Annotated in this window: 17 protein-coding genes; 4 read left to right on the plus strand and 13 right to left on the minus strand. The window is 71.0% G+C overall.

The window, feature by feature from the left end; genetic code table 11:
* Positions 1-547: 547 nt before the first annotated feature.
* From fxsA to ACIA8E_RS19825, 4 genes are all read right to left on the minus strand, one after another.
* Positions 548-1129: an FxsA family membrane protein gene (gene fxsA / locus ACIA8E_RS19810; RefSeq protein ID WP_399299754.1), complete on the minus strand. Its 582-nt coding sequence runs from the start codon at positions 1127-1129 to the stop codon at positions 548-550.
* A 56-nt stretch (positions 1130-1185) separates the two neighbouring features.
* Positions 1186-1953: a polyprenol monophosphomannose synthase gene (locus tag ACIA8E_RS19815; protein ID WP_399299757.1), complete on the minus strand. Its 768-nt coding sequence runs from the start codon at positions 1951-1953 to the stop codon at positions 1186-1188.
* Between the two features lie 540 nt (positions 1954-2493).
* Positions 2494-4140, minus strand: a complete 1647-nt coding sequence (locus tag ACIA8E_RS19820; protein ID WP_399299760.1) for an amidohydrolase — start codon at positions 4138-4140, stop codon at positions 2494-2496.
* A gap of 68 nt (positions 4141-4208) precedes the next feature.
* Positions 4209-4649, minus strand: a complete 441-nt coding sequence (locus ACIA8E_RS19825; RefSeq protein WP_024493538.1) for an Lrp/AsnC family transcriptional regulator — start codon at positions 4647-4649, stop codon at positions 4209-4211.
* A gap of 203 nt (positions 4650-4852) precedes the next feature.
* Between ACIA8E_RS19825 and ACIA8E_RS19830 the strand changes: the two genes are divergently transcribed.
* Entirely contained in the window at positions 4853-5251 is a 399-nt protein-coding gene (locus ACIA8E_RS19830) for a hypothetical protein (protein WP_326602467.1), read from the plus strand.
* Between the two features lie 478 nt (positions 5252-5729).
* On the opposite strand, the gene ACIA8E_RS19835 is transcribed toward ACIA8E_RS19830, so the two are convergent.
* A complete protein-coding gene (locus ACIA8E_RS19835) occupies positions 5730-6902 on the minus strand; it encodes an acyl-CoA dehydrogenase family protein (RefSeq protein WP_399299764.1) in 1173 nt (390 codons plus the stop codon).
* Positions 6903-7287: 385 nt separating this feature from the next.
* On the opposite strand from ACIA8E_RS19835, the gene ACIA8E_RS19840 reads away from it, so the two are divergent.
* Positions 7288-8562: a glycoside hydrolase family 18 protein gene (locus tag ACIA8E_RS19840; RefSeq protein ID WP_399299767.1), complete on the plus strand. Its 1275-nt coding sequence runs from the start codon at positions 7288-7290 to the stop codon at positions 8560-8562.
* Positions 8563-8856: 294 nt separating this feature from the next.
* Here ACIA8E_RS19840 and ACIA8E_RS19845 read toward each other — a convergent pair whose 3' ends face one another.
* Entirely contained in the window at positions 8857-9006 is a 150-nt protein-coding gene (locus ACIA8E_RS19845) for an SCO1431 family membrane protein (RefSeq protein ID WP_107055265.1), read from the minus strand.
* Between the two features lie 116 nt (positions 9007-9122).
* Positions 9123-10493, minus strand: coding sequence for a peptidase C39 family protein (locus ACIA8E_RS19850; RefSeq protein ID WP_399299770.1), 1371 nt, complete (start codon positions 10491-10493; stop codon positions 9123-9125).
* Positions 10494-10668: 175 nt separating this feature from the next.
* On the opposite strand from ACIA8E_RS19850, the gene ACIA8E_RS19855 reads away from it, so the two are divergent.
* Both ACIA8E_RS19855 and ACIA8E_RS19860 read left to right on the plus strand, forming a co-directional pair.
* Positions 10669-11298 (plus strand): uridine kinase, encoded by a 630-nt coding sequence (locus ACIA8E_RS19855; RefSeq protein WP_399299772.1) that lies wholly within the window; start codon positions 10669-10671, stop codon positions 11296-11298.
* Positions 11299-11657: 359 nt separating this feature from the next.
* Complete coding sequence (locus tag ACIA8E_RS19860) at positions 11658-13577, plus strand: AAA family ATPase (protein ID WP_399299775.1); 1920 nt, start codon at positions 11658-11660, stop codon at positions 13575-13577.
* A 144-nt stretch (positions 13578-13721) separates the two neighbouring features.
* Here the strand turns inward: ACIA8E_RS19860 and ACIA8E_RS19865 are convergent, their stop codons facing one another.
* The 6 genes from ACIA8E_RS19865 to ribH form a co-directional block, all read right to left on the minus strand.
* Positions 13722-14834 (minus strand): hemolysin family protein, encoded by a 1113-nt coding sequence (locus ACIA8E_RS19865; protein ID WP_093775406.1) that lies wholly within the window; start codon positions 14832-14834, stop codon positions 13722-13724.
* Entirely contained in the window at positions 14831-16201 is a 1371-nt protein-coding gene (locus tag ACIA8E_RS19870; protein WP_399299777.1) for a hemolysin family protein, read from the minus strand. Before ACIA8E_RS19870 ends, ACIA8E_RS19865 begins: the two co-directional genes overlap by 4 nt.
* A 186-nt stretch (positions 16202-16387) precedes the next feature.
* Positions 16388-16852, minus strand: a complete 465-nt coding sequence (locus tag ACIA8E_RS19875) for a PH domain-containing protein (RefSeq protein WP_399299780.1) — start codon at positions 16850-16852, stop codon at positions 16388-16390.
* 58 nt (positions 16853-16910) lie between these two features.
* Positions 16911-17759 carry an ATP phosphoribosyltransferase gene (hisG, locus tag ACIA8E_RS19880; protein ID WP_030919015.1) on the minus strand — a complete coding sequence of 283 codons (849 nt, stop codon included), beginning with the start codon at positions 17757-17759 and terminating at the stop codon, positions 16911-16913.
* 72 nt (positions 17760-17831) lie between these two features.
* Positions 17832-18104 (minus strand): phosphoribosyl-ATP diphosphatase, encoded by a 273-nt coding sequence (locus tag ACIA8E_RS19885; RefSeq protein ID WP_018524273.1) that lies wholly within the window; start codon positions 18102-18104, stop codon positions 17832-17834.
* 35 nt (positions 18105-18139) lie between these two features.
* On the minus strand, positions 18140-18625 hold the full coding sequence (ribH, locus tag ACIA8E_RS19890) for a 6,7-dimethyl-8-ribityllumazine synthase (protein WP_030919009.1): 486 nt from the start codon (positions 18623-18625) through the stop codon (positions 18140-18142).
* Positions 18626-18647: the final 22 nt, after the last annotated feature.

Below are 18647 nucleotides of genomic sequence, written 5' to 3' on the forward strand. Positions count from 1 at the left end.
CGCTCGGCGCAGGAGCTGGACCGGCCGACCGGCCGGCTCGACGGCCCGTACACCGAACAGCAGACCCGGCGTGCGGCGAGGGGGGCGGGGGCGGCGCGCCCCCGCCCCCCCCCCGCCCCCCCCCCCCCCCCCACCCCCCCCCCCGGGGGGGGCGCGCGCCCCCCCCCCCCCCCCCCCCCCCCCCCCCCCCCCCCCCCCCCCCCCCCCCCGGCCGCCCCCCCCCCCCCCCCCCCCCCCCCCCCCCCCGCGGCTCTGTCTGCCGTGCGGGGCGGGGCCCGCAAGCGCCGACGGCCCGCGGGGCTCCACGGCGCAGGGCGAGGTTCCAGGCACGCCCGGACGTCGAGCGGTCTCGAAAGGTTCGCCGGACATCACGCGGACGTCAAAGATGTCCTCAAGCGCCGGACCGCTTGAATTTCCCGCCCGTCGCCGACTCGAGCACGAACGCCCGACGCGCTTGAATTCTCCGCCCGTGCCGCCGGGCACGGGCGGACAAGCCCGTCCGGGGCTGAGGACAGCGCTTCGGCACAGGCCGTGGGGCGCGGCTCGGTCAGGGGGTCAGCGGCGGGCGGGGGTTCTCGTCCGGCTGGGAGTCGGTGTCGCGGACGACTTCGCCCTGGACGACCTTTCCGTCCGGGCGGTGGATCCGGGCCTGCTGGAACGCGTCGGAGAAGCTCCCCGGTGTCGCGGTGCGCATCCGCCGCTCCAGGGACTTCTCCGCGAGCCTGCCGAGCATCGCCCGCACCGGCGGCACCAGCAGGAGAAGTCCCGCCACGTCCGAGATCAACCCCGGGATCATGATCAGCAGTCCTCCGAGCATCAGGAACCCGTTGCCCTTGCTGCCCGACGGGGCGGCGGCGGGCGACGCGGCGCCGGCCCCCGGCTGCCCCGGCATCCGCTGGAGCGTCTCGGTGAGGTTGCGGAAGGCCCGGCGGCCGGCCGACTTCATCACGACGGCCCCGAGCACCACGCCCCCGATCAGGAGCAGCAGCACGGTGAACCCGCCCGCGACGTCGGCCACCACGGTCAGCAGCCAGATCTCCAGCACCGCCCAGGCGGCGACGGCGAGCGGGATGAAGGTGCGGGCGCGCGAGCGCCGCTGGGCGGTCGGGGGCGGTGTGCCGGTCGTCATGGTCCCCAGTGTGCCTGGACGCACGTCCGAGCGGGATAAGCGGGATGTGAGGGCGATCAGGAGGACTTGCGGCCCAGGACCCGGTTCGCGCGGGCGGTGACGCCCCACGCGGTGACCCGCCACAGCGCCTCGACGAGGATGTCGCGGCTCATCTTGGAGTCGCCGATCTCGCGGTCCACGAAGGTGATCGGGACCTCGACCACGTGGTATCCCGCGTCGACGGCGCGGCGGGCCAGGTCGACCTGGAAGCAGTAACCCTGGGACGCGACCTCGTCGAGGCCGATGCCCTGCAGGGTCTCCGCCCGGAAGGCCCGGTAGCCGCCGGTGACGTCCCGGGTCTGCAGCCCGAGCAGCAGCCGGGAGTACGTGCTGCCGCCCCGGGAGATCATTTCGCGGGACTTGGGCCAGTTGACCACGCGCCCGCCCGGCACCCAGCGGGAGCCGAGCACCAGATCGGCGCCCTTGAGGGCGGTGAGCAGCCGGGGCAGTTCCTCGGGCTGGTGGGAGCCGTCGGCGTCCATCTCGACAAGGACGCCGTAGCCGTGCTCGATGCCCCAGCGGAAGCCCGCCAGGTATGCGGCACCGAGCCCTTCCTTGCCCTGCCGGTGCAGTACCTGGACCTGGCTGTCGGCGGCGGCGAGCTCGTCGGCGATCTTGCCGGTGCCGTCGGGGCTGTTGTCGTCGGCGACCAGAATGTCCGCGTCCGGCGCTGCGGCGCGCACCCGGGTGACGATCGGCTTGATGTTCTCGGCCTCGTTGTAGGTCGGGATGATCACCAACGCTCTGCCGAGCGGGCCGTATCGCCTCTGACCGCCGTCGTTCACTTACTGCCCCTCACGTCCGTACGCAGGTGCACACCATATCGACCGCATCCGGGACCGAGGACAGACGCAGTCGGAAGGTGTCGGGAGCCGGGCCGGACAGAAGGAGGGAAGTACGGACAGAAGCTCGGACAGAACTGCGGATCGGGGCCCGGCGTCCTTCGGGCCGACCTGGGTCCCGCTGGCTGCGGGTCGACCGAAAGCCGTTGTCTACTGAACGTCCGGGCCCCACCCGGGTCGCACCTGCCGTCCGGTTCGAACCTTCCCTCGCCCCCGAGGCGCGGGCGCTGAACCTGGCTGTCAGTGGTGGTGCACCGGTGCGGCACACCACCCCATGACCCAGCGGCGTTCGACGACTGCGTGGAGGTTCAACCGGTCGGACGTCCTGTGGTGGACTCGGCCGAACCTACCGGCCCGTGGGCACATTCTGTCAATACCCGTCTGACCTGCAACGTTTGCCGAAGTCGCCTGGTCAGTACCGGAGATTCCCAGGTCGCGGGGAAGCGATGGCGCCTTCGATCGGCGGTACGAAATGTCCGGACGTCACCCGTTCGGCCTCACGTAGACAGTTTGTCCGAAGATCACGGTACGCAGGCAGACCGGAAGTTCACCACCAGGGGTGAGGTCCGGCAGTCCGGGCGTCCCGGACCGTGGGTCCGTCGACCAGCGGGCGACCCGGTCGTCCGGGGCCTGGACCACGAGCTCCTCGGTGCGCCAGACGGCGTAGTCGGCAGGTGCACCGGGCACCAGCGTGCCCGCGTCGTCGCGGCCGACGGCCCGCCAGCCGCCCCTGGTGTGCGCAGTGAATCCCGCCCGTACCGAGATGCGGTGCTCGGGCGAGCGGTGGAACGCGGCGGCCCGTACGGTCCCCCACGGGTCCAGCGGGGTCACCGGGCTGTCCGAGCCGAAGGCGAGGGGCACACCGGCCCGCAGGAGGCCCGCGTAGGGGTTCAGGGTGCGGGCCCGCTCGGCGCCGAGCCGTTGCGCGTACATGCCGTCCTCGCCACCCCAGGCGGCGTCGAAGGCGGGCTGGACGGAAGCGGTCAGACCCAGCTCCGCGAAGGCGGCGATGGTCTCGGGGGTGAGCATCTCGGCGTGCTCGACGCGGTGCCGGGCGGCCCGGATGCGAGCCAGCCCGAGCGTTTCGGAGGCGGCTCGGACTCCGGCCACGACGGCGGAGACCGCGGCGTCGCCGATGGCGTGGAAGCCGGCCTGCAGACCGGCCTCGGTGCAGGCGGTGACATGGGCGGCGATCTGCGTCGCGTCCAGGTGGGCGGTACCGGTGTGTCCGGCCGGACCGTCGGCGTACGGCTCGTGCAGGCACGCGGTGTGCGAGCCGAGGGAGCCGTCGACGAAGAGATCCCCGGCGGCGCCGATCGCGCCGAGTTCGCGGATCCGGCGGGCATCCTTCTCGTCGCCCACCCGCTCGGCCCAGTAGCCGAAGACCCGCGGGCCCGGCCGCCCGGCGGCGAGCTTCAGCAGCCCGGTGAAATCCTCCTCGTCGGAGATGTCGGGTCCGCCGCACTCATGCACGGTGCCGATGCCGAGCGAGGCGGCGTGGTCCAGGGCGGCGCGCTGGGCGTCGGCGCGCTGCTGCGGCGAGACGGCGTCGTGCGCGGCGGCACGCACCGCGTGGTGGGCGGAGCCGGTGAGCGGGGCGTCGGGGTGGTAGCCGGCCAGCGCGGTGACACCGGGGACCAGATCGAGGAGGGCTGTGGTGACGACCGCGGAGTGCACATCGATCCGGGGCAGATAGACGGGCCGGCCGCCGGCCGCCGCGTCGAGTTCGCCGCGAGACGGGGGCCGCTGCTCCGGCCAGCGCGTGGCGTCCCAGCCGTGGCCGAGGACGACCTGGTCGGCTGGGTGCGCGGCCGTGTGCGTGCGAACGAGATCGAGGGCCTCGGCAAGGGTGCGGGCGCCCGAGAGGTCCAGACCGGTGAGGGCCAGGCCGGTCGATGTGGTGTGGACGTGCGCGTCGGTGAACGCCGGAGTGACCAGCGCCCCTTCGAGGTCGATCACCTCGTCCACGCCGCTCGCGAAGGCGTCGGCGGCCCCTTCGGAGCCCACCCAGGCGACATGGCCGCGTTCGACGACCATGGCGGTGGCGAAGGGGTCGGCGGGGCTGTGGACGTCTCCACCGCGCAGCAGCACGGTGCGGTGTTCGCTCTGGGGGGCGGTGCTCTCGGTCATGACACCAGTCTCGCGCCTGCACGGAGCGGCGCGGTCCGCACCCCCCTCGGGTCCGCGGCGGGCATGTCTCAGATCTGCGGGGGCCGTGCCTCGTACGGCGTGGAGAGAACCACGGTGGTGCGGGTGGAGACTCCGGCGAGCGAGCGGATCCGGGTGAGCAGGTGTTCCAGCTCCAGCGGGGTCGCGACCCGCACCTTGAGGATGTAGTTCTCGTCGCCCGCGACGCTGTGGCACGCCTCCAGTTCGGGCACGCCGGCGAGCCGCTCGGCGATGTCGTCCGGCGCGCTCGGGTCGAAGGGTTTCACCGAGATGAACGCGGTGAGGGGCAGCCCGACGGCCTCGGGGTCGACGACCGCGGCATAGCCCCGGATCACCCCGCGCTGCTCCAGCCTTCGGACACGCTGATGAACGGCCGAGGTGGACAGGCCGGTGGCCTTGCCCAGGTCGGTGTAGCTCATCCGCCCGTCCTTGACGAGCAACTCCACAATCTGACGGTCCAGCTCCTCCATGCGGTCAACCTATGGCCCCGGGTCCCTCCAGGCACAGTCGCAGGGACTCCGAACAGGGCACCTGCACCGGGCATGTGACGAATGCCACAGGTTTACGGGTGGGTAGCCGCCGACCTCGCGGTTACGGCCGATGCGCGACGGGAAGTGCTTGCTGTGGTCGAGGCCGTGGCGCCTTGTCGGCCCACCTGAGGGGGAGATTCTCCATGCAGAGCCTGAAGCTCACCGGACGTACCGAACCGGAGCCTGTTGAACCCGTCGAGGACTCCGCTCCCGACGCGTACGACACTTTTGAGATGTACCGGGTGATCTGCCCGGACTGCGCGCAGCCGATCGCGCTGCTGGCCGACGAGGATGTACTGCCGGAACACGCGCTGTGCCCGACCCCGTGGAACCCGTTCGTGCTCACGGTGTGCGCCGGAACCGGCCGCGGCGTCGCGCAGACGCGTCCCGCCGACGAGTCGCTCGAACTCCACGAGCAGGAGACGGCACTGCTGTTGACGCTCCCTCAGGGTCTCGACTGGCGGATGCAGCCCTTCTCGCACGCCGGTGGTGCCGGTTCGCGCCCGCTGCGGGTCCCGCAGATGCGCCGTAACGCCGCCTGACACGGTCCGACGCCGCCCTACGCGGCCGTCCTTGCTGCCGGAGACCTCCGGCAACACCTGAAGACACCTGCACTGCACCACGACGGCCGGACCGGCGTGGTGCGGGCAGCATCGAGCCACGCCCGCGAGACAGGGGAACCTGGCGAACGGGCGCTCGAATCCACCCGGCAGTGACCCGGCCCCGCCCCACGCCGTTGGCCTGACATGACGCTGCTGCATTCAACGGCCGGCCCCGGTCGCCGCCGTCTCGCCGCTCCGGCCTCCGAAGAATCGGTTCCGCGACCTGGCTCCCAGCCGGCGCCGAAGTCCGCGCCCGCACCTTCTCCGCCGCACCCGGTGCCGCATTCGACCGATCCGCCCATCTACCGGGCCATGCTGAGCCATTGGGAGTCCACGGGGCGGACCCTGCCGGGCCGCCATGACCAGGAGTGGAACCGGATCATGACGACGCCGGTGTGGTCGGACCGGCCGCTGCGGCTCAGCGGGTCTCGGGACCTGCGAGGTGGCGCGCGATGACCATGCGCTGAATCTGGTTGGTGCCCTCGACGATCTGCAGCACCTTCGCCTCGCGCATCAACCGCTCGACGGGGAAGTCGAGGGTGTAGCCGTAGCCGCCGAGGACCTGGACGGCGTCGACGGTGACCCGCATGGCCGCGTCGGTGCAGAACAGCTTGGCCATGGCGGCCTGACGGGAGAACGGCCTGCCGGCGTCACGCAGCCTGGCCGCCTCCAGGTAGAGCGCGCGGCCCGCCTCGATCTGGGTGGCCATGTCGGCGAGCATGAACCGCAGTCCCTGGAAGTCCGCGATGGGACGGCCGAACTGCTGCCGCCCGGTGGCGTATCCGAGGGCCTCGTTCAGGGCCGCCTGCGCGACACCGATGGCACAGGCGGCGATACCGAGACGCCCGGAGTCGAGCGCCGACAGGGCGATGGCGAAGCCCTGCCCCTCCTCACCGATCCGGCGCGCGTCGGACACCCGTACGCCGTCGAAGTGCAGTTGGGCGGTGGGCGAGCCCTTCATACCCATTTTCTTCTCGGGGAGGGCTGCGTTCAGCCCCTCGGCGTCACCGGGGACCAGGAAAGCGGTGATGCCGCGGGCACCCTCGACGCCGCTACGCGCCAGGACCGTGTAGAAGTCGGCGATCCCGCCGTGGGTGATCCACGCCTTGGTGCCGGTGATGACCCAGTCGTCGCCGTCCCGTACGGCTTTCGTACGGAGCGAGGCAGCATCGGAGCCCGAGGCAGGCTCCGAGAGGCAGTAGGCGCCCAGCAGGCCGCCTCCCAGCATTGCCGGCAGATGTTCCGCCTGCTGATCCTTGGTGCCGTATCCGGCGAGGGCGTGGCAGGCGAGCGAGTGGACACTGACGCCGAGACCGACGGTGAGCCGGGCGGCCGCGAGTTCTTCGAGAACCTGGAGGTAGACCTCGTACGGCTGGTCGCCGCCACCGTAGGCGGAGTCGTACGGCAGACCGAGGAGTCCGGACTCGGAGAGCAGGGTGAAGACTTCGCGCGGGAACCGGCCGGCGTCCTCCTCCTCCGCCGCCCGTGGCGCGATCTCCCGCTGGACGATGTCGCGCACCAGCGCGACAAGCTGCCTGGACTCCTCGGTGGGCAGACGACGCTCCACCAACTGCGGGGCACGGTCGGACATGACGGCGCTCTCCTCCCTGTCGGGCGTTGCGGCGGTCGCGCGCGCGGGGTGTGAGCGGCGCCGCCGGGAAATTCCGGGCCGGGGCCCGGACAAGCACTACTGCTCAGCCGATGCTGCCCTCCCGGATTACGAGAGTTGCTGGCCAGCGGCTGTGGCGGGTCGAGTATGCCCGATCGGACGGTATCCGTCACCGGGTGCCGGGGCGGGCGGCCGGGTGGTCCGTGCGGGGCCCGGATCGCCATCGGAATGGTCCGAACCATTGACCAACTGGTCTAGTCCATCTACGGTTCCAACCCAGTCGGCCTTATCGCGTTCATGCCAATTCCGCGCGGGGTCGGCCGTACGTCCCCCCACTCGCAAGCCCCCTCCCCCACGAGGAGCCACGATGATCGGACTTCACCGTCCCCGCGCCCGGTTCCGGGCGCTCGCCGCTGCCGTCTGTACCGCCGCCCTCGGCGCCACCCTCCTCGGCGCCGCAGGCCCGGCATCGGCCGGCGCGGCCACCGCCACCGAGCGCGCCTCGGCCACCGAGGCCGCCGAAGCCACCACCGCGGCGGCCGGCAGCAAGGTGGTCGGATACTTCACCGACTGGGGTGTCTACCAGCGCAATTACCACATCAAGAACATCGAGACCTCGGGCTCGGCCGACAAGCTGACGCACATCAACTACGCCTTCGGCAATGTCACCGGCGGCAAGTGCGCGGTCGGCGACAGCTACGCCGACTACGAGAAGGCGTACACCGCCGACCAGTCGGTCGACGGCGTCGCCGACACCTGGGACCAGCCGCTGAGCGGCAGTTTCAACCAGCTGCGCAAGCTGAAGAAGCTGCACCCGAATCTGAAGGTCATCTGGTCGTTCGGCGGCTGGACCTGGTCCGGCGGCTTCGGTGAGGCGGCGAAGAACCCGGCCGCGTTCGCCCAGTCCTGCTACGACCTGGTGGAGGACCCCCGCTGGGCCGACGTCTTCGACGGCATCGACATCGACTGGGAGTACCCCAACGCCTGTGGTCTGACCTGCGACACCAGCGGCCGTGACGCCTACGGCAACGTGCTGGCGGCGCTGCGCGCCAAGTTCGGCACGGGCAACCTGGTCACCTCGGCCATCACCGCCGACGGCTCGGACGGCGGCAAGCTCGACGCCGTCGACTACGGGGGCGCCGCGCAGTACGTCGACTGGTACAACCCGATGACGTACGACTTCTTCGGCGCCTGGGACGCGCAGGGCCCGACGGCCCCGCACTCCCCGCTGACCTCGTACACCGGTATTCCGAAGGAGGGCTACACCAGCGACGCCGCCGTCACCAAGCTCAAGGCCCTCGGCGTCCCCGCCTCGAAGCTGCTGCTCGGGATCGGCTTCTACGGCCGCGGCTGGACGGGCGTGACGCAGGACGCGCCGGGCGGTACGGCGACCGGCGCGGCCACGGGTACGTACGAGGCGGGCATCGAGGACTACAAGGTCCTCAAGGGCAGCTGCCCCGCGACCGGCACCGTGGCCGGCACGGCGTACGCGCACTGCGGGACCAACTGGTGGAGCTACGACACCCCGGCCACCATCGGCACCAAGATGGACTACAAGAACCAGCAGGGCCTGGGGGGCACGTTCGTCTGGGAGTTGAGCGGTGACACCGCCAACGGCGAGCTGATCAAGGCGATCAACTAGGGTCTTTCGTTTGGATCAGGCTGGATCAGGGAGCGGCCCGCCGCGGAGCGGCTGATGTCACCGTGGTGCGTGCAGCCGCAAGGCGGAGGAACGAGCCCACGCGGAGCGAATGGGGCCTCCCCTGCTCGAGCGAAGCCGAGAGCTCGGGGAAGACCGACGACAACGCCGCAGATGCGCGTGCCGGACCCCGCGAGCCCAGCCTGATCCAAACGAGAGGCCTGGCCGCAACCAAGCGATCCCAAGGGGCGGGGAGCCCGAGAGGCTTCCCGCCCTGTTCCGCCGACGGCCGGCTTCTCACATGAGGCCGGCCTGGGTGACGAACATGGCGACGAGGACGACGAGCGTCCAGCCCAGGACGTTCTCCAGCAGCTTGGACCGGTCCTCGGGACCTCCGGTCCGCGCGCGGCGGCGGGCAGTGACAGTGGTTGCGGTGGTCGCGCTCATGGCATCTCGCTCGGTCGTCCGGCAGTGAAGTCCCCCCGTGACCCGTCCAGAGTGCCAGCCGGTCGGGCCCCCGGGGTAGATGACGTCGGTCACTGCCCCGAGAGCGCCGGACCGCGTCAGCGGATGCCGACGGCCGCCAGAGCCCGCCGCTGGGCGGGCGTCGGGTGCGCCGGGAAGTAGAGGTAGCAGACGCCTCCTGTGCCGGACACCACTTTGCCGCTCGCGTTGTAGCGCTTGGTGCGGAGCCAGATCGTCTCCCACTCGTGCCGCTTGTAGATCCGGCGGACGGCGTCGTCGCTCGGCGAGGCCGGGTCGTTGGCGATCACATCGCCGTCCGCCGTGAACCCGATCACGGTCATGAGATGGCCGGAGGTCCCGTACCCGGCCCCGGTCAGCTCCTCCTTGAGGAAGGACTGTGACGTTATGGCCGGGATACCGGCCCGGATCAGCGTCTCCAGGTCGGTCAGCGAACGCAGCCGCGTGACGACCGCGCTCATGTCGTCGTACGTGGCGGCATAGGCGGCGTTGAACGGCCAGTTGCCGCAGCCCTCGTACTGGTAGTCGTACGTGAAGCGGGCCGCATGGCAGACCTGTGGGTCGGCGAGGCCCGGCTCCACCCAGGCCAGGTCCTCGGCGGTGGGCCTGCGCCCCCAGTACTCGATGATCATCTGCGTGGAGGTGGGGCTGCACCACGCCTCACCGCCGTTGTCGTACTCCGGGTACTGGCCCGCGTGCACGCTCTGCGAGTAGCGCGGCACCGGCAGCTCCCGGGCGAGGCCGGGGGCGCTGGGCTCCACGGTGAAGCGGTCGGGGATGTCCGAGGCCATCGCGCCGAGCCGCCACACGGTCGGGGTGAGGCTGCTGCCCGGGGTGCGGTACAGGGTGAGTCGCAGCTCGTACGAGACCAGCCGCAGCCCGCTCGCCGCGTCGTCCACCGAGAAGGTGTCGGTCCAGATCGAGCTCCTGCCGTCGGTCTGGTCGTCGACGGAGGTACGGCGGATGTCGCCGTCACCCGCCGCCCAGCGGCCCATGACGTACCAGGGGGTGTCGGTGCCGTCCGCGTAGCGGCCGCTCAGCTCGATCTGGATCCAGGTGCCTGCCGGGGTGTCCGCGTTCCAGGACGCGATGACCTCGGTCGCCGGGACCGCGGACCGGTGCCGGGGCGAGGTCCAGGTCGCGTACTCCCAGGTGGCGGTGTTCCCGGTGTGCGGGTCGGTGTAGTCGGTACGTCCCTGGGGGGCGCCGATCACCAGACCGGGCCTGCGTCCCGCGACGGCGCGCGTCCCGGCGCCGCAGCCGCTGCGCCAGTCGGTGTACGTACTCCAGGAATGGTTGTCCACCAGGGAAGCGGCCGCCGCAGCCGCGTCGGGCGGGGCAGCAGCCGGGATCGCGGCGGCTGCGGAGCCGGCGGACGACGCCGTACCGGCGGCGGCCGCCGCCGCGAGCGCGGCGGTCAGCACGGTTCTGCGTGAGGTCGGTCGGTTCATGGGCGAAACCCCCGGTCGTAAGCGGAGTGGGGCTGCGGGTGCACGACAGTGCGCCAACTATTGCGGTTCGCAGCCGGATTGGGCCAGCGAATCGCAGTGTGCCTACGAACCAATATTGGTCTGGTCCACTGGCGTGACCTGCGGTTGCTCCGGCCCCGCTCGTAGGCTGGGCCACATGAACGACCTCTCGCGCCACGCCTCCCGGCTGCGCACCCTGGCGCCGTCCTGCGGGCCGGTCCGGCTGATCGGCGTCGACGGCCATGCCGGATCGGGCAAGAGCACCCTCGCGTCCCGTCTCTCGGGCGCGCTCGGCGAGGCACCCGTCCTGCGGCTGGACGATCTGGCCACGCACGAGGAGCTGTTCGCCTGGGTGGACCGGCTGCGCGACCAGGTGATCGGGCCGCTGTCGCGCGGCGAGAGCGCGCACTACGCCCCGTACGACTGGACCGCTCGGCACTTCGGCCCGCCGCGCGCTCTGGAACCCGCGCCGGTGGTGCTGATCGAGGGGGTGGGGGCGGGTCGCCGTGCGCTGCGCCCGTATCTCGCACAACTGTGGTGGATGGAGCTCGGCCCCGCGGCGTCGTGGGAGCGGGGCCGGCGCCGGGACGGGCCCGCGCTGTCGGCGTTCTGGGACGGATGGACCGCCGCCGAGGAAGAACATTTCGCCGCCGATCCCTCGCGCCCCTACGCGGATGCTCTGGTACGCCAGTTGCCTGTGGGGTACGAGTGGCTGGAGGGACCCCGTGCGACAGCACGAGCGAACCATTCCGTCACCCACCGTAATCCTCCCGCGGCGACGTACTGAGCAGTCGGGAATCGGCCCGGAACTGCCTCAACTGTGCTTGACCCGGGGGCGGTACAGGTCTTACGTTCTCAATGTGCGGCTTTTCGAAGCCCCCACGGACACGAAGCCCCCGGTTGTTCCCCCGTGATCGGGGGCTTCGTTCTGTCCTCGCACCCCTTTTCGCGCTGCTGTGCACAACCTTCCGCTTACCCTCGGTCACGGTCTCCGTTCTGCCTGCGGCGCTCTTAGTCGCGCACTCCCTGCGCAGGTACGATGCCTTTCGGTGCGGTCAATTCCCGTCCGTGGCACAGTGGTTCAGCGCGCCTCGACGGGCGGTCGTGCGGCGGGACATCCTGGGGGCACGGCTTGTGGGGGACCTGATGGACATCGGCACGCAGGGCGCACAGGCCCCGGCCGACCTCGCCTGGCTGCGCGGCGTGGACGCCTACACGATGGGCGCCTACCCGCAGGCCGAGGAGGAGTTCAGAACAGCGGTGCGTCTGGATCCCGGCATGGCGGACGCCTGGCTCGGCCTCCATGCCCTGCGCATCGACACAACGACCGCGCTGCTGCGGATGTACCGGCATCGCGACCGGTTCGGCGAACAGCGCACCCGCCATCGGCGCACGCTCAACTCGTGGTACTGGCTGGGCTGGTGGGTACAACCGGTGCTGGAGAGCCCACGCGACCTGCTGCTCGCGCACGCGTCGCACTGGCTGGACGGGCGTCATGTCGCCGAGCTGGACCGGGCGTTGGCCGGGCTGCCGCCGGTGGACACGGACCCGCAGGTGCGGTTCCTGCACGCCTGCCGGTCCTATCTGGTCAAGGACTGGGAACAGCTCGTACGCAACACCGAGCAGCTGGTCGACGATCCGTTGCTCGGCATCGAGGCAGGGCTCTTCGGCGGGATGGCGCGGGTGCGGCTGGAGATGTACGGGCAGGCCGAGCCACTGCTCGCCACCGCACTGATGCGCTGCCGCAGCGAGCAGCCGCAGCGCAAGGAGCTGCGCTACTGGCTGGCCCGCGCGCACGAGGGCACCGGCCGCAGCGCGGCCGCACTGCCGCTCTACCGGGCGGTGCACCGGATCGACCCGGCGTTCATGGACACCTCGGCGCGGCTCGCCGCCATCGCTGACTACGACGGGCTCGAAGGCACCGACGAGGCATCAGGTCTCGCCTCCGTGTCACTGACCGGGTTCGGCATCGACGGCGCGGTCGCGGAGGCGCAGCAGGACGGTGACTCGCTGCTCGGCACCGATCTGGTGGACGGCCGGGAGCTGCGGCCCGGCGTCGAACCGCAGATGCCGGGCGTCGGCGGGCTGCCTCCCGCCGACGGGGCGGGGGCACGGGAGAAGACGGCGGTGCCCGGTCAGTCGTCGCCGCAGCCGTTCCCGGCGGGGCCCAGCGATCCGGTGCTGCTCGCCGAGGCACTGGCGGAACTGGAGCGGATGGTCGGCCTCGAACCCGTCAAGCGCCAGGTCAAGGCGTTGTCCGCGCAGCTGAACATGGCGCGGCTGCGGGCCGGCGAGGGGCTTCTGGTCCAGCCTCCCAAGCGACACTTCATCTTCTCGGGGCCGTCCGGGACCGGGAAGACCACGGTGGCCCGGATCCTGGGCCGGGTCTTCTACGCACTGGGGCTGCTCGGCGGGGACCACCTCGTCGAGGCCCAGCGTTCCGATCTGGTCGGCGAGTTCCTCGGCCAGACCGCGGTCAAGGCCAACGAGCTGATCGACTCGGCGCTCGGCGGCGTGCTGTTCGTCGACGAGGCGTACAGCCTCTCCAACTCCGGCTACAGCAAGGGCGACGCGTACGGGGACGAGGCTCTGCAGGTGCTTCTCAAGCGGGCCGAGGACAACCGGGACCATCTCGTCGTCATCCTCGCGGGCTACCCCGAGGGCATGGACCGGCTGCTGGCCACCAACCCCGGGCTCTCCTCCCGGTTCACCACCCGGGTGGACTTCCCCAGCTACCGGCCGCTGGAACTCACCTCGATCGGCGAGGTGCTGGCCGCAGACAACGACGACGTGTGGGACGAGGAGTCCCTGGAGGAGTTGCGCTCGATCAGCGGCCATGTCGTCGACCAGGGCTGGATCGACGAGCTGGGCAACGGACGGTTTCTGCGCACGCTGTACGAGAAGAGCTGCGCGTACCGGGATCTGCGGCTGTCCGGATACGCGGCGGTGCCCACGCGCGACGATCTGGCGACACTGCGGCTGCCTGATCTGATGCAGGCGTACGGCGAGGTCCTGTCCGGCCGGGGGCCGGTGGACAGGGGGCCACAGGAGCCTCCGGGGCTGTGACGGTGTGGTGAGGCGGGTGGCAGGCACCGGGCCCGCCCGGCGGCCGGTGTGTCCTCGAACACCGGACGGGCTTGTTTTCGCCGCCTCGAACGCCGGACGGGCTCGGGTGTGGCTCCCGTCCGGCGATGAGACCGGGCCTCGTTGTCAGGTTCGTGCCGCCAGTGGCTGGAGTTCGTCCGCGCCGGGGCCAGCTGGTGCGGCCTCCACCGTCCGGCGGGGTACCGAGACCCGGTGCGCCGGGTCGCGTACCTCGCCCACCAGCATTTCCAGGACGTCCTCCATCGCGACCAGCCCCAGCACCCGGCCCGACGCGTCGGCCACCTGGGCCAGGTGGGTGGCCGCGCGGCGCATCACCGTCAGCGCGTCGTCCAGGGGGAGCTCCGCCCGGAGCGTCGCCATCGGGCGCCAGACGTGTTGCGGAACGGCCCGTTCACCGTCCTCCAGATCGAGGACGTCCTTGACGTGCAGGTAGCCCATGAACGGGCCGCCGCCCTCCGCACAGACCGGGAAGCGCGAGTAGCCGGTCCGTACGGTCAGTTCCTCGATCCGGTGCGGGGTGACCGAGGGGTCCACGGTCACCAGGGAGGCCCGGTCGAGCAGTACATCGGTGACCGGCCTGCTGCCCAGCTCCAACGCGTCCTCCAGCCGCTCCTGCGCCTCCGGTTCGAGCAGTCCGGCCTGTCCGGAGTCCTCGACGAGCCGGTTGAGCTGCTCGCTGGTGAAGACGGCCTCGACCTCGTCCTTGGGTTCGACGCGGAACAGCCGGAGCACCAGCCGGGCGCAGGCGCCCAGTGCCGAGGTGACCGGGCGGCAGAGCCGGGCGAAGCCGACCAGGCCGGGGCTGAGCCACATCGAGGTCTTCTCCGGGGCCGCCATGGCCAGGTTCTTCGGGACCATCTCGCCGATGACGAGGTGCAGGAAGACCACGAAGACGAGCGCCAGGACGTAGCCGAGCGGGTGAACGAGGCCCTCCGGCAGGTGCACCGCGTGGAAGACCGGCTCCAGCAGATGGGCGACGGTCGGTTCGGCGACGGCGCCGAGGGTCAGCGAGCAGACGGTGATGCCGAACTGCGCGGCGGCCATCATCTGCGGCAGGTTCTCCAGACCGTACAGCACCTGACGGGCTCTGCCCGATCCGGCCGCCGCTAGGGGTTCGATCTGGCTGCGGCGTACGGAGACGAGTGCGAACTCGGCACCCACGAAGAAACCGTTCGCCAGCACGAGGAGCCCGGCGAAGAGCAACTGGACGACGCTCATCGTGCGGCCTCCAGGACACCGCGTTCCGCCGACGGCGCGTCGACGGTTTCGGGCACATCGGCGACGCGTACGAAGCGGACCTGCTCGGCGCGGTAGTGACCGACCTGGCGGACCGAGATCCGCCAGCCCGGCAGTTCGGCCCGGTCGCCTGGGGCCGGGATCCGTCCGAGGAGATCGGCGACCAGTCCGGCCACGGTCTCGTACGGTCCTTCCGGCACGTCAAGGCCTATCCGGCGCAGGGTGAGGACCCGGCAGCTGCCTTCGGCGTCCCAGGCGGGGTGGCCGTCCTCCGGGGCGGCCACGGCCAGTTCGGGCCGGTCGGCGCCTTCCGCGTCGTGCTCGTCCCTGACCTCGCCGACCAGTTCCTCGATGATGTCCTCGAGCGTGACGACACCGGCGGTGCCGCCGTACTCGTCGACCACGACGGCGATCGGCTGCTCCTTGCGCAGGCGCTGGAGCAGCTGTTCGACGGGGAGCGTCTCGGGGACGAGGAGGGGCGGTACGGCGATCCGCCCTGCCGGGGTGCGCCGCCGCTCCTGGGCGGGTACGGCGAGCGCGTCCTTGAGGTGGATCATGCCGACGACCTCGTCGATCCGGTCCCGGTAGACCGGGAAGCGGGAGAGGCCGGTGGCGCGGGTGAGGTTGAGGACGTCCGCCGCGGTCGCGGTCGACTGCAGGGCGCTGACCCTCACGCGCGGGGTCATGACGTGCTGTGCGGTGAGTCCGGCGAGCGACAGGGTCCGTACGAAGAGATCCGCGGTGTCCTGTTCGAGGGTGCCGGCCTCGGCGGAGTGCCGGGCCAGGGAGACCAGTTCACCGGGGGTACGGGCGGAGGCCAGCTCGTCGGTGGGTTCGACGCCGAGCAGCCGCACCAGCCGGTTGGCGACGGTGTTCAGCAGGGTGATCACCGGTCGTAGCGCACTGGCGAAGCGGTGCTGGGGGCCGGCGACGAACCGGGCGACCTGGAGCGGTCGCGAGACTGCCCAGTTCTTCGGTACGAGCTCGCCGATCACCATCTGGACGGCGGAGGCGACCAGCATCCCGATCACCACACTGACGCCGGGTACGGCCCCGTCGGGGAGCCCGGTCGCGGTGAGCGGTCCGGCCAGCAGCTGGGCGAGGGCCGGCTCGGCGAGCATGCCGACGACCAGTGAGGTGATGGTGATGCCGAGCTGGGTGCCGGAGAGCTGGAAGGAGAGCTCGCGCAGGGCGTCGACGACGGTACGGGCCCGCCGGTCGCCGGCGGCCGCGGCGCGCTCGGCGTCCGGCCGCTCCACCGTGACGAGCCCGAACTCGGCTGCCACGAAGAATCCATTGGCGAGGATGAGAAGGAATGCCGCACTGAGAAGCAGCAAGGGGGTGGTCATGCCGCCGCCTCCTGGGATGGGGCGGCGCAGGTACTACCGGACGATCCGTCCATTGCTGGAGGGAGTCACTCCTTGGGTCGAAGGAAAGCCCCGCCGGCCTCAGGGGCCCTCTGTACGGGGCGGGGCGCACACAGGGCGCCACCGTCCTCCAGAGTAATCAAGAAGTGGCCGAACGGGGCAGGGGGCTCAGCCGTTGTCCGTACCCGTGCCGTGATTCTCGGCGAGGGCGCGGAGCGTACCGGCGTCGCGAATGGCCTGTTCCTTGGCGATTCCGGGCTGGATGCCGAGGGCGGGCATGCTGGTCCCGTCGCTGAGGTCGAGGAAGACCCATGGGTCGCCGGCGCGCAGGTTGACGCGGACGATCTCCGCCCAGGACAACCGTCGGGTGCGGGTGAGATTGACCACGGTCACCCCGTTGTCGTCGGCGACGACCTTGGGGCGGCTCAGCAGCGCCAGGACGGCGAAGAAGAGCAGCGCGGTGAAGATGAAGCTGACCCGCTCCCCCGGGCTCAGCTGCTCCAGGCTCATCGCGATGACGGTGATGACGACGAACATCGCCGCTCCCACGGTCAGCAGGACCACCCGGGTACGGGTCGGCCGGAAGGTGACCGGGAGAGTGGGGAGTTCGGGCCGGGGCGCGCGGGCGGACATGGTGTTCTTCTGTCTTCCGGTGGGTCTGGCTGCCGGTGGGTCGTTGACAGTCCGGCCGTCAGAGACGGCAGGCGTGGATGGCCGTCGTGAGGATGGCGCGGGCGCCGAGCTCGTACAGGTCGTCCATGATCCGCTGGGCCTCCTTGGCGGCGACCATGGAGCGGACGGCGACCCAGCCCTCGTGGTGCAGCGGGGAGATGGTCGGCGACTCGAGGCCCGGGGTGAGGGCCACCGCGCGCTCCAGGTGCTCGACCCGGCAGTCGTAGTCCATCATCACGTAGCTGCGGGCGACCAGGACGCCCTGCAGGCGGCGGAGGAACTGCTGCACCTTGGGGTCGTCCTGGGGGGCACCCGTACGGCGGATGACGACGGCCTCCGACTTCATGATCGGCTCGCCGATCACTTCGAGGCCGGCGTTGCGCAGGCTGGTGCCGGTCTCCACCACATCGGCGATGACCTGGGCGACCCCGAGCTCGATGGCGGTCTCGACCGCGCCGTCGAGGTGGACGACGGAGGCGGTGACACCCACATCGGCGAGGTGCTTGGCGACGATGCCCTCGTAGGAGGTGGCGATGGTCATGCCGTCGAAGTCCTGCGGGCCGTGGGCCGTGCCGGGCTTGGTGGCGTAACGGAAGGTGGAGCGTGCGAAGCCGAGCTGGAGGATCTCCTCGGCATCCGCCCCGGAGTCCAGCAGCAGGTCGCGGCCCGTGATGCCGATGTCGAGGCGGCCGGAGCTGACGTAGATCGCGATGTCGCGCGGCCGCAGGTAGAAGAACTCGACCTCGTTCTCGGGGTCGACGAGGACGAGTTCCTTCGACTCCTTGCGCTGCTGGTAGCCGGCCTCATGGAGCATCGCCATCGCAGGCCCGGAGAGTGAACCCTTGTTGGGGACGGCGATGCGCAGCATGAGGTCAGGTTTCCTTTGCGAGGAGGGAGTCTTGTGCGGACGTGCGGATGTAAAGGTGTGCGGCGCCCGTGCTCAGAGGTGTGCGTAGACGTCGTCGAGGGAGATCCCGCGGGCGACCATCATCACCTGGACGTGGTACAGCAGCTGCGAGATCTCCTCGGCGGCGGCGTCCTTGCTCTCGTGCTCGGCGGCCATCCAGACTTCGGCGGCCTCCTCGACGACCTTCTTGCCGATGGCATGGACCCCCTTGTCCACCAGCTCGGCGGTGCGGGAGGTGGAGGGGTCGCCGTTGGCGGCCTTGAGCTGCAGCTCCGCGAAGAGCTCTTCGAAGGTTTTGTTCGCCATGATGGTTCTTAGAGTACGGGGTGCCGCCCCCTCGCTCAGCGCCAGGGCTCGCTGACGGTGCGCAGCGTGGCAGCGGTGGCGACGGCCGCGGTGACCGCTTCGTGCCCCTTGTCCTCGTTGGACCCTTCGAGGCCGGCCCGGTCGAGCGCCTGCTCCTCGGTGTCACAGGTCAGTACGCCGAAGCCGACCGGGACCCCGGTGTCGACGGCGACCTGGGTGAGGCCGTTTGTGACGCCGTGGGAAACGTACTCGAAGTGGGGCGTACCGCCGCGGATGATTACACCGAGAGCGACGATCGCGTCGTAGCCGCGGCCGGCCAGCACCTTGGCGACGACCGGGAGCTCGAAACTGCCGGGGACCCGGAGCAGCGTCGGCTCGTCGATGCCGAGGTCGTGCAGGGCACGCAGTGCGCCGTCGACGAGGCCGTCCATGACCTTCTCGTGCCACTGGGCGGCGATCACCGCCACTCGCAGGTCACCGCAGTTGCGTACGGACAGTTCGGGTGCGCCCTTGCCGCTCATGGTTCTCCTACCGCTCGTTTCC

This window comes from Streptomyces sp. NPDC051664 (genome assembly GCF_044453545.1).
Taxonomy (GTDB): domain Bacteria; phylum Actinomycetota; class Actinomycetes; order Streptomycetales; family Streptomycetaceae; genus Streptomyces.

What these genes read in the sequence shown, in the direction of transcription:
- fxsA (WP_399299754.1), bottom strand. Translation starts at nt 1,129, where the DNA reads ATGACGACCGGCACACCGCCCCCGACCGCCCAGCGGCGCTCGCGCGCC.
- ACIA8E_RS19820 (WP_399299760.1), bottom strand. Translation starts at nt 4,140, where the DNA reads ATGACCGAGAGCACCGCCCCCCAGAGCGAACACCGCACCGTGCTGCTG.
- ACIA8E_RS19825 (WP_024493538.1), bottom strand. Translation starts at nt 4,649, where the DNA reads ATGGAGGAGCTGGACCGTCAGATTGTGGAGTTGCTCGTCAAGGACGGG.
- ACIA8E_RS19830 (WP_326602467.1), top strand. Translation starts at nt 4,853, where the DNA reads ATGCAGAGCCTGAAGCTCACCGGACGTACCGAACCGGAGCCTGTTGAA.
- ACIA8E_RS19835 (WP_399299764.1), bottom strand. Translation starts at nt 6,902, where the DNA reads ATGTCCGACCGTGCCCCGCAGTTGGTGGAGCGTCGTCTGCCCACCGAG.
- ACIA8E_RS19840 (WP_399299767.1), top strand. Translation starts at nt 7,288, where the DNA reads ATGATCGGACTTCACCGTCCCCGCGCCCGGTTCCGGGCGCTCGCCGCT.
- ACIA8E_RS19845 (WP_107055265.1), bottom strand. Translation starts at nt 9,006, where the DNA reads ATGAGCGCGACCACCGCAACCACTGTCACTGCCCGCCGCCGCGCGCGG.
- ACIA8E_RS19850 (WP_399299770.1), bottom strand. Translation starts at nt 10,493, where the DNA reads ATGAACCGACCGACCTCACGCAGAACCGTGCTGACCGCCGCGCTCGCG.
- ACIA8E_RS19855 (WP_399299772.1), top strand. Translation starts at nt 10,669, where the DNA reads ATGAACGACCTCTCGCGCCACGCCTCCCGGCTGCGCACCCTGGCGCCG.
- ACIA8E_RS19860 (WP_399299775.1), top strand. Translation starts at nt 11,658, where the DNA reads ATGGACATCGGCACGCAGGGCGCACAGGCCCCGGCCGACCTCGCCTGG.
- ACIA8E_RS19865 (WP_093775406.1), bottom strand. Translation starts at nt 14,834, where the DNA reads ATGAGCGTCGTCCAGTTGCTCTTCGCCGGGCTCCTCGTGCTGGCGAAC.
- ACIA8E_RS19870 (WP_399299777.1), bottom strand. Translation starts at nt 16,201, where the DNA reads ATGACCACCCCCTTGCTGCTTCTCAGTGCGGCATTCCTTCTCATCCTC.
- ACIA8E_RS19875 (WP_399299780.1), bottom strand. Translation starts at nt 16,852, where the DNA reads ATGTCCGCCCGCGCGCCCCGGCCCGAACTCCCCACTCTCCCGGTCACC.
- hisG (WP_030919015.1), bottom strand. Translation starts at nt 17,759, where the DNA reads ATGCTGCGCATCGCCGTCCCCAACAAGGGTTCACTCTCCGGGCCTGCG.
- ACIA8E_RS19885 (WP_018524273.1), bottom strand. Translation starts at nt 18,104, where the DNA reads ATGGCGAACAAAACCTTCGAAGAGCTCTTCGCGGAGCTGCAGCTCAAG.
- ribH (WP_030919009.1), bottom strand. Translation starts at nt 18,625, where the DNA reads ATGAGCGGCAAGGGCGCACCCGAACTGTCCGTACGCAACTGCGGTGAC.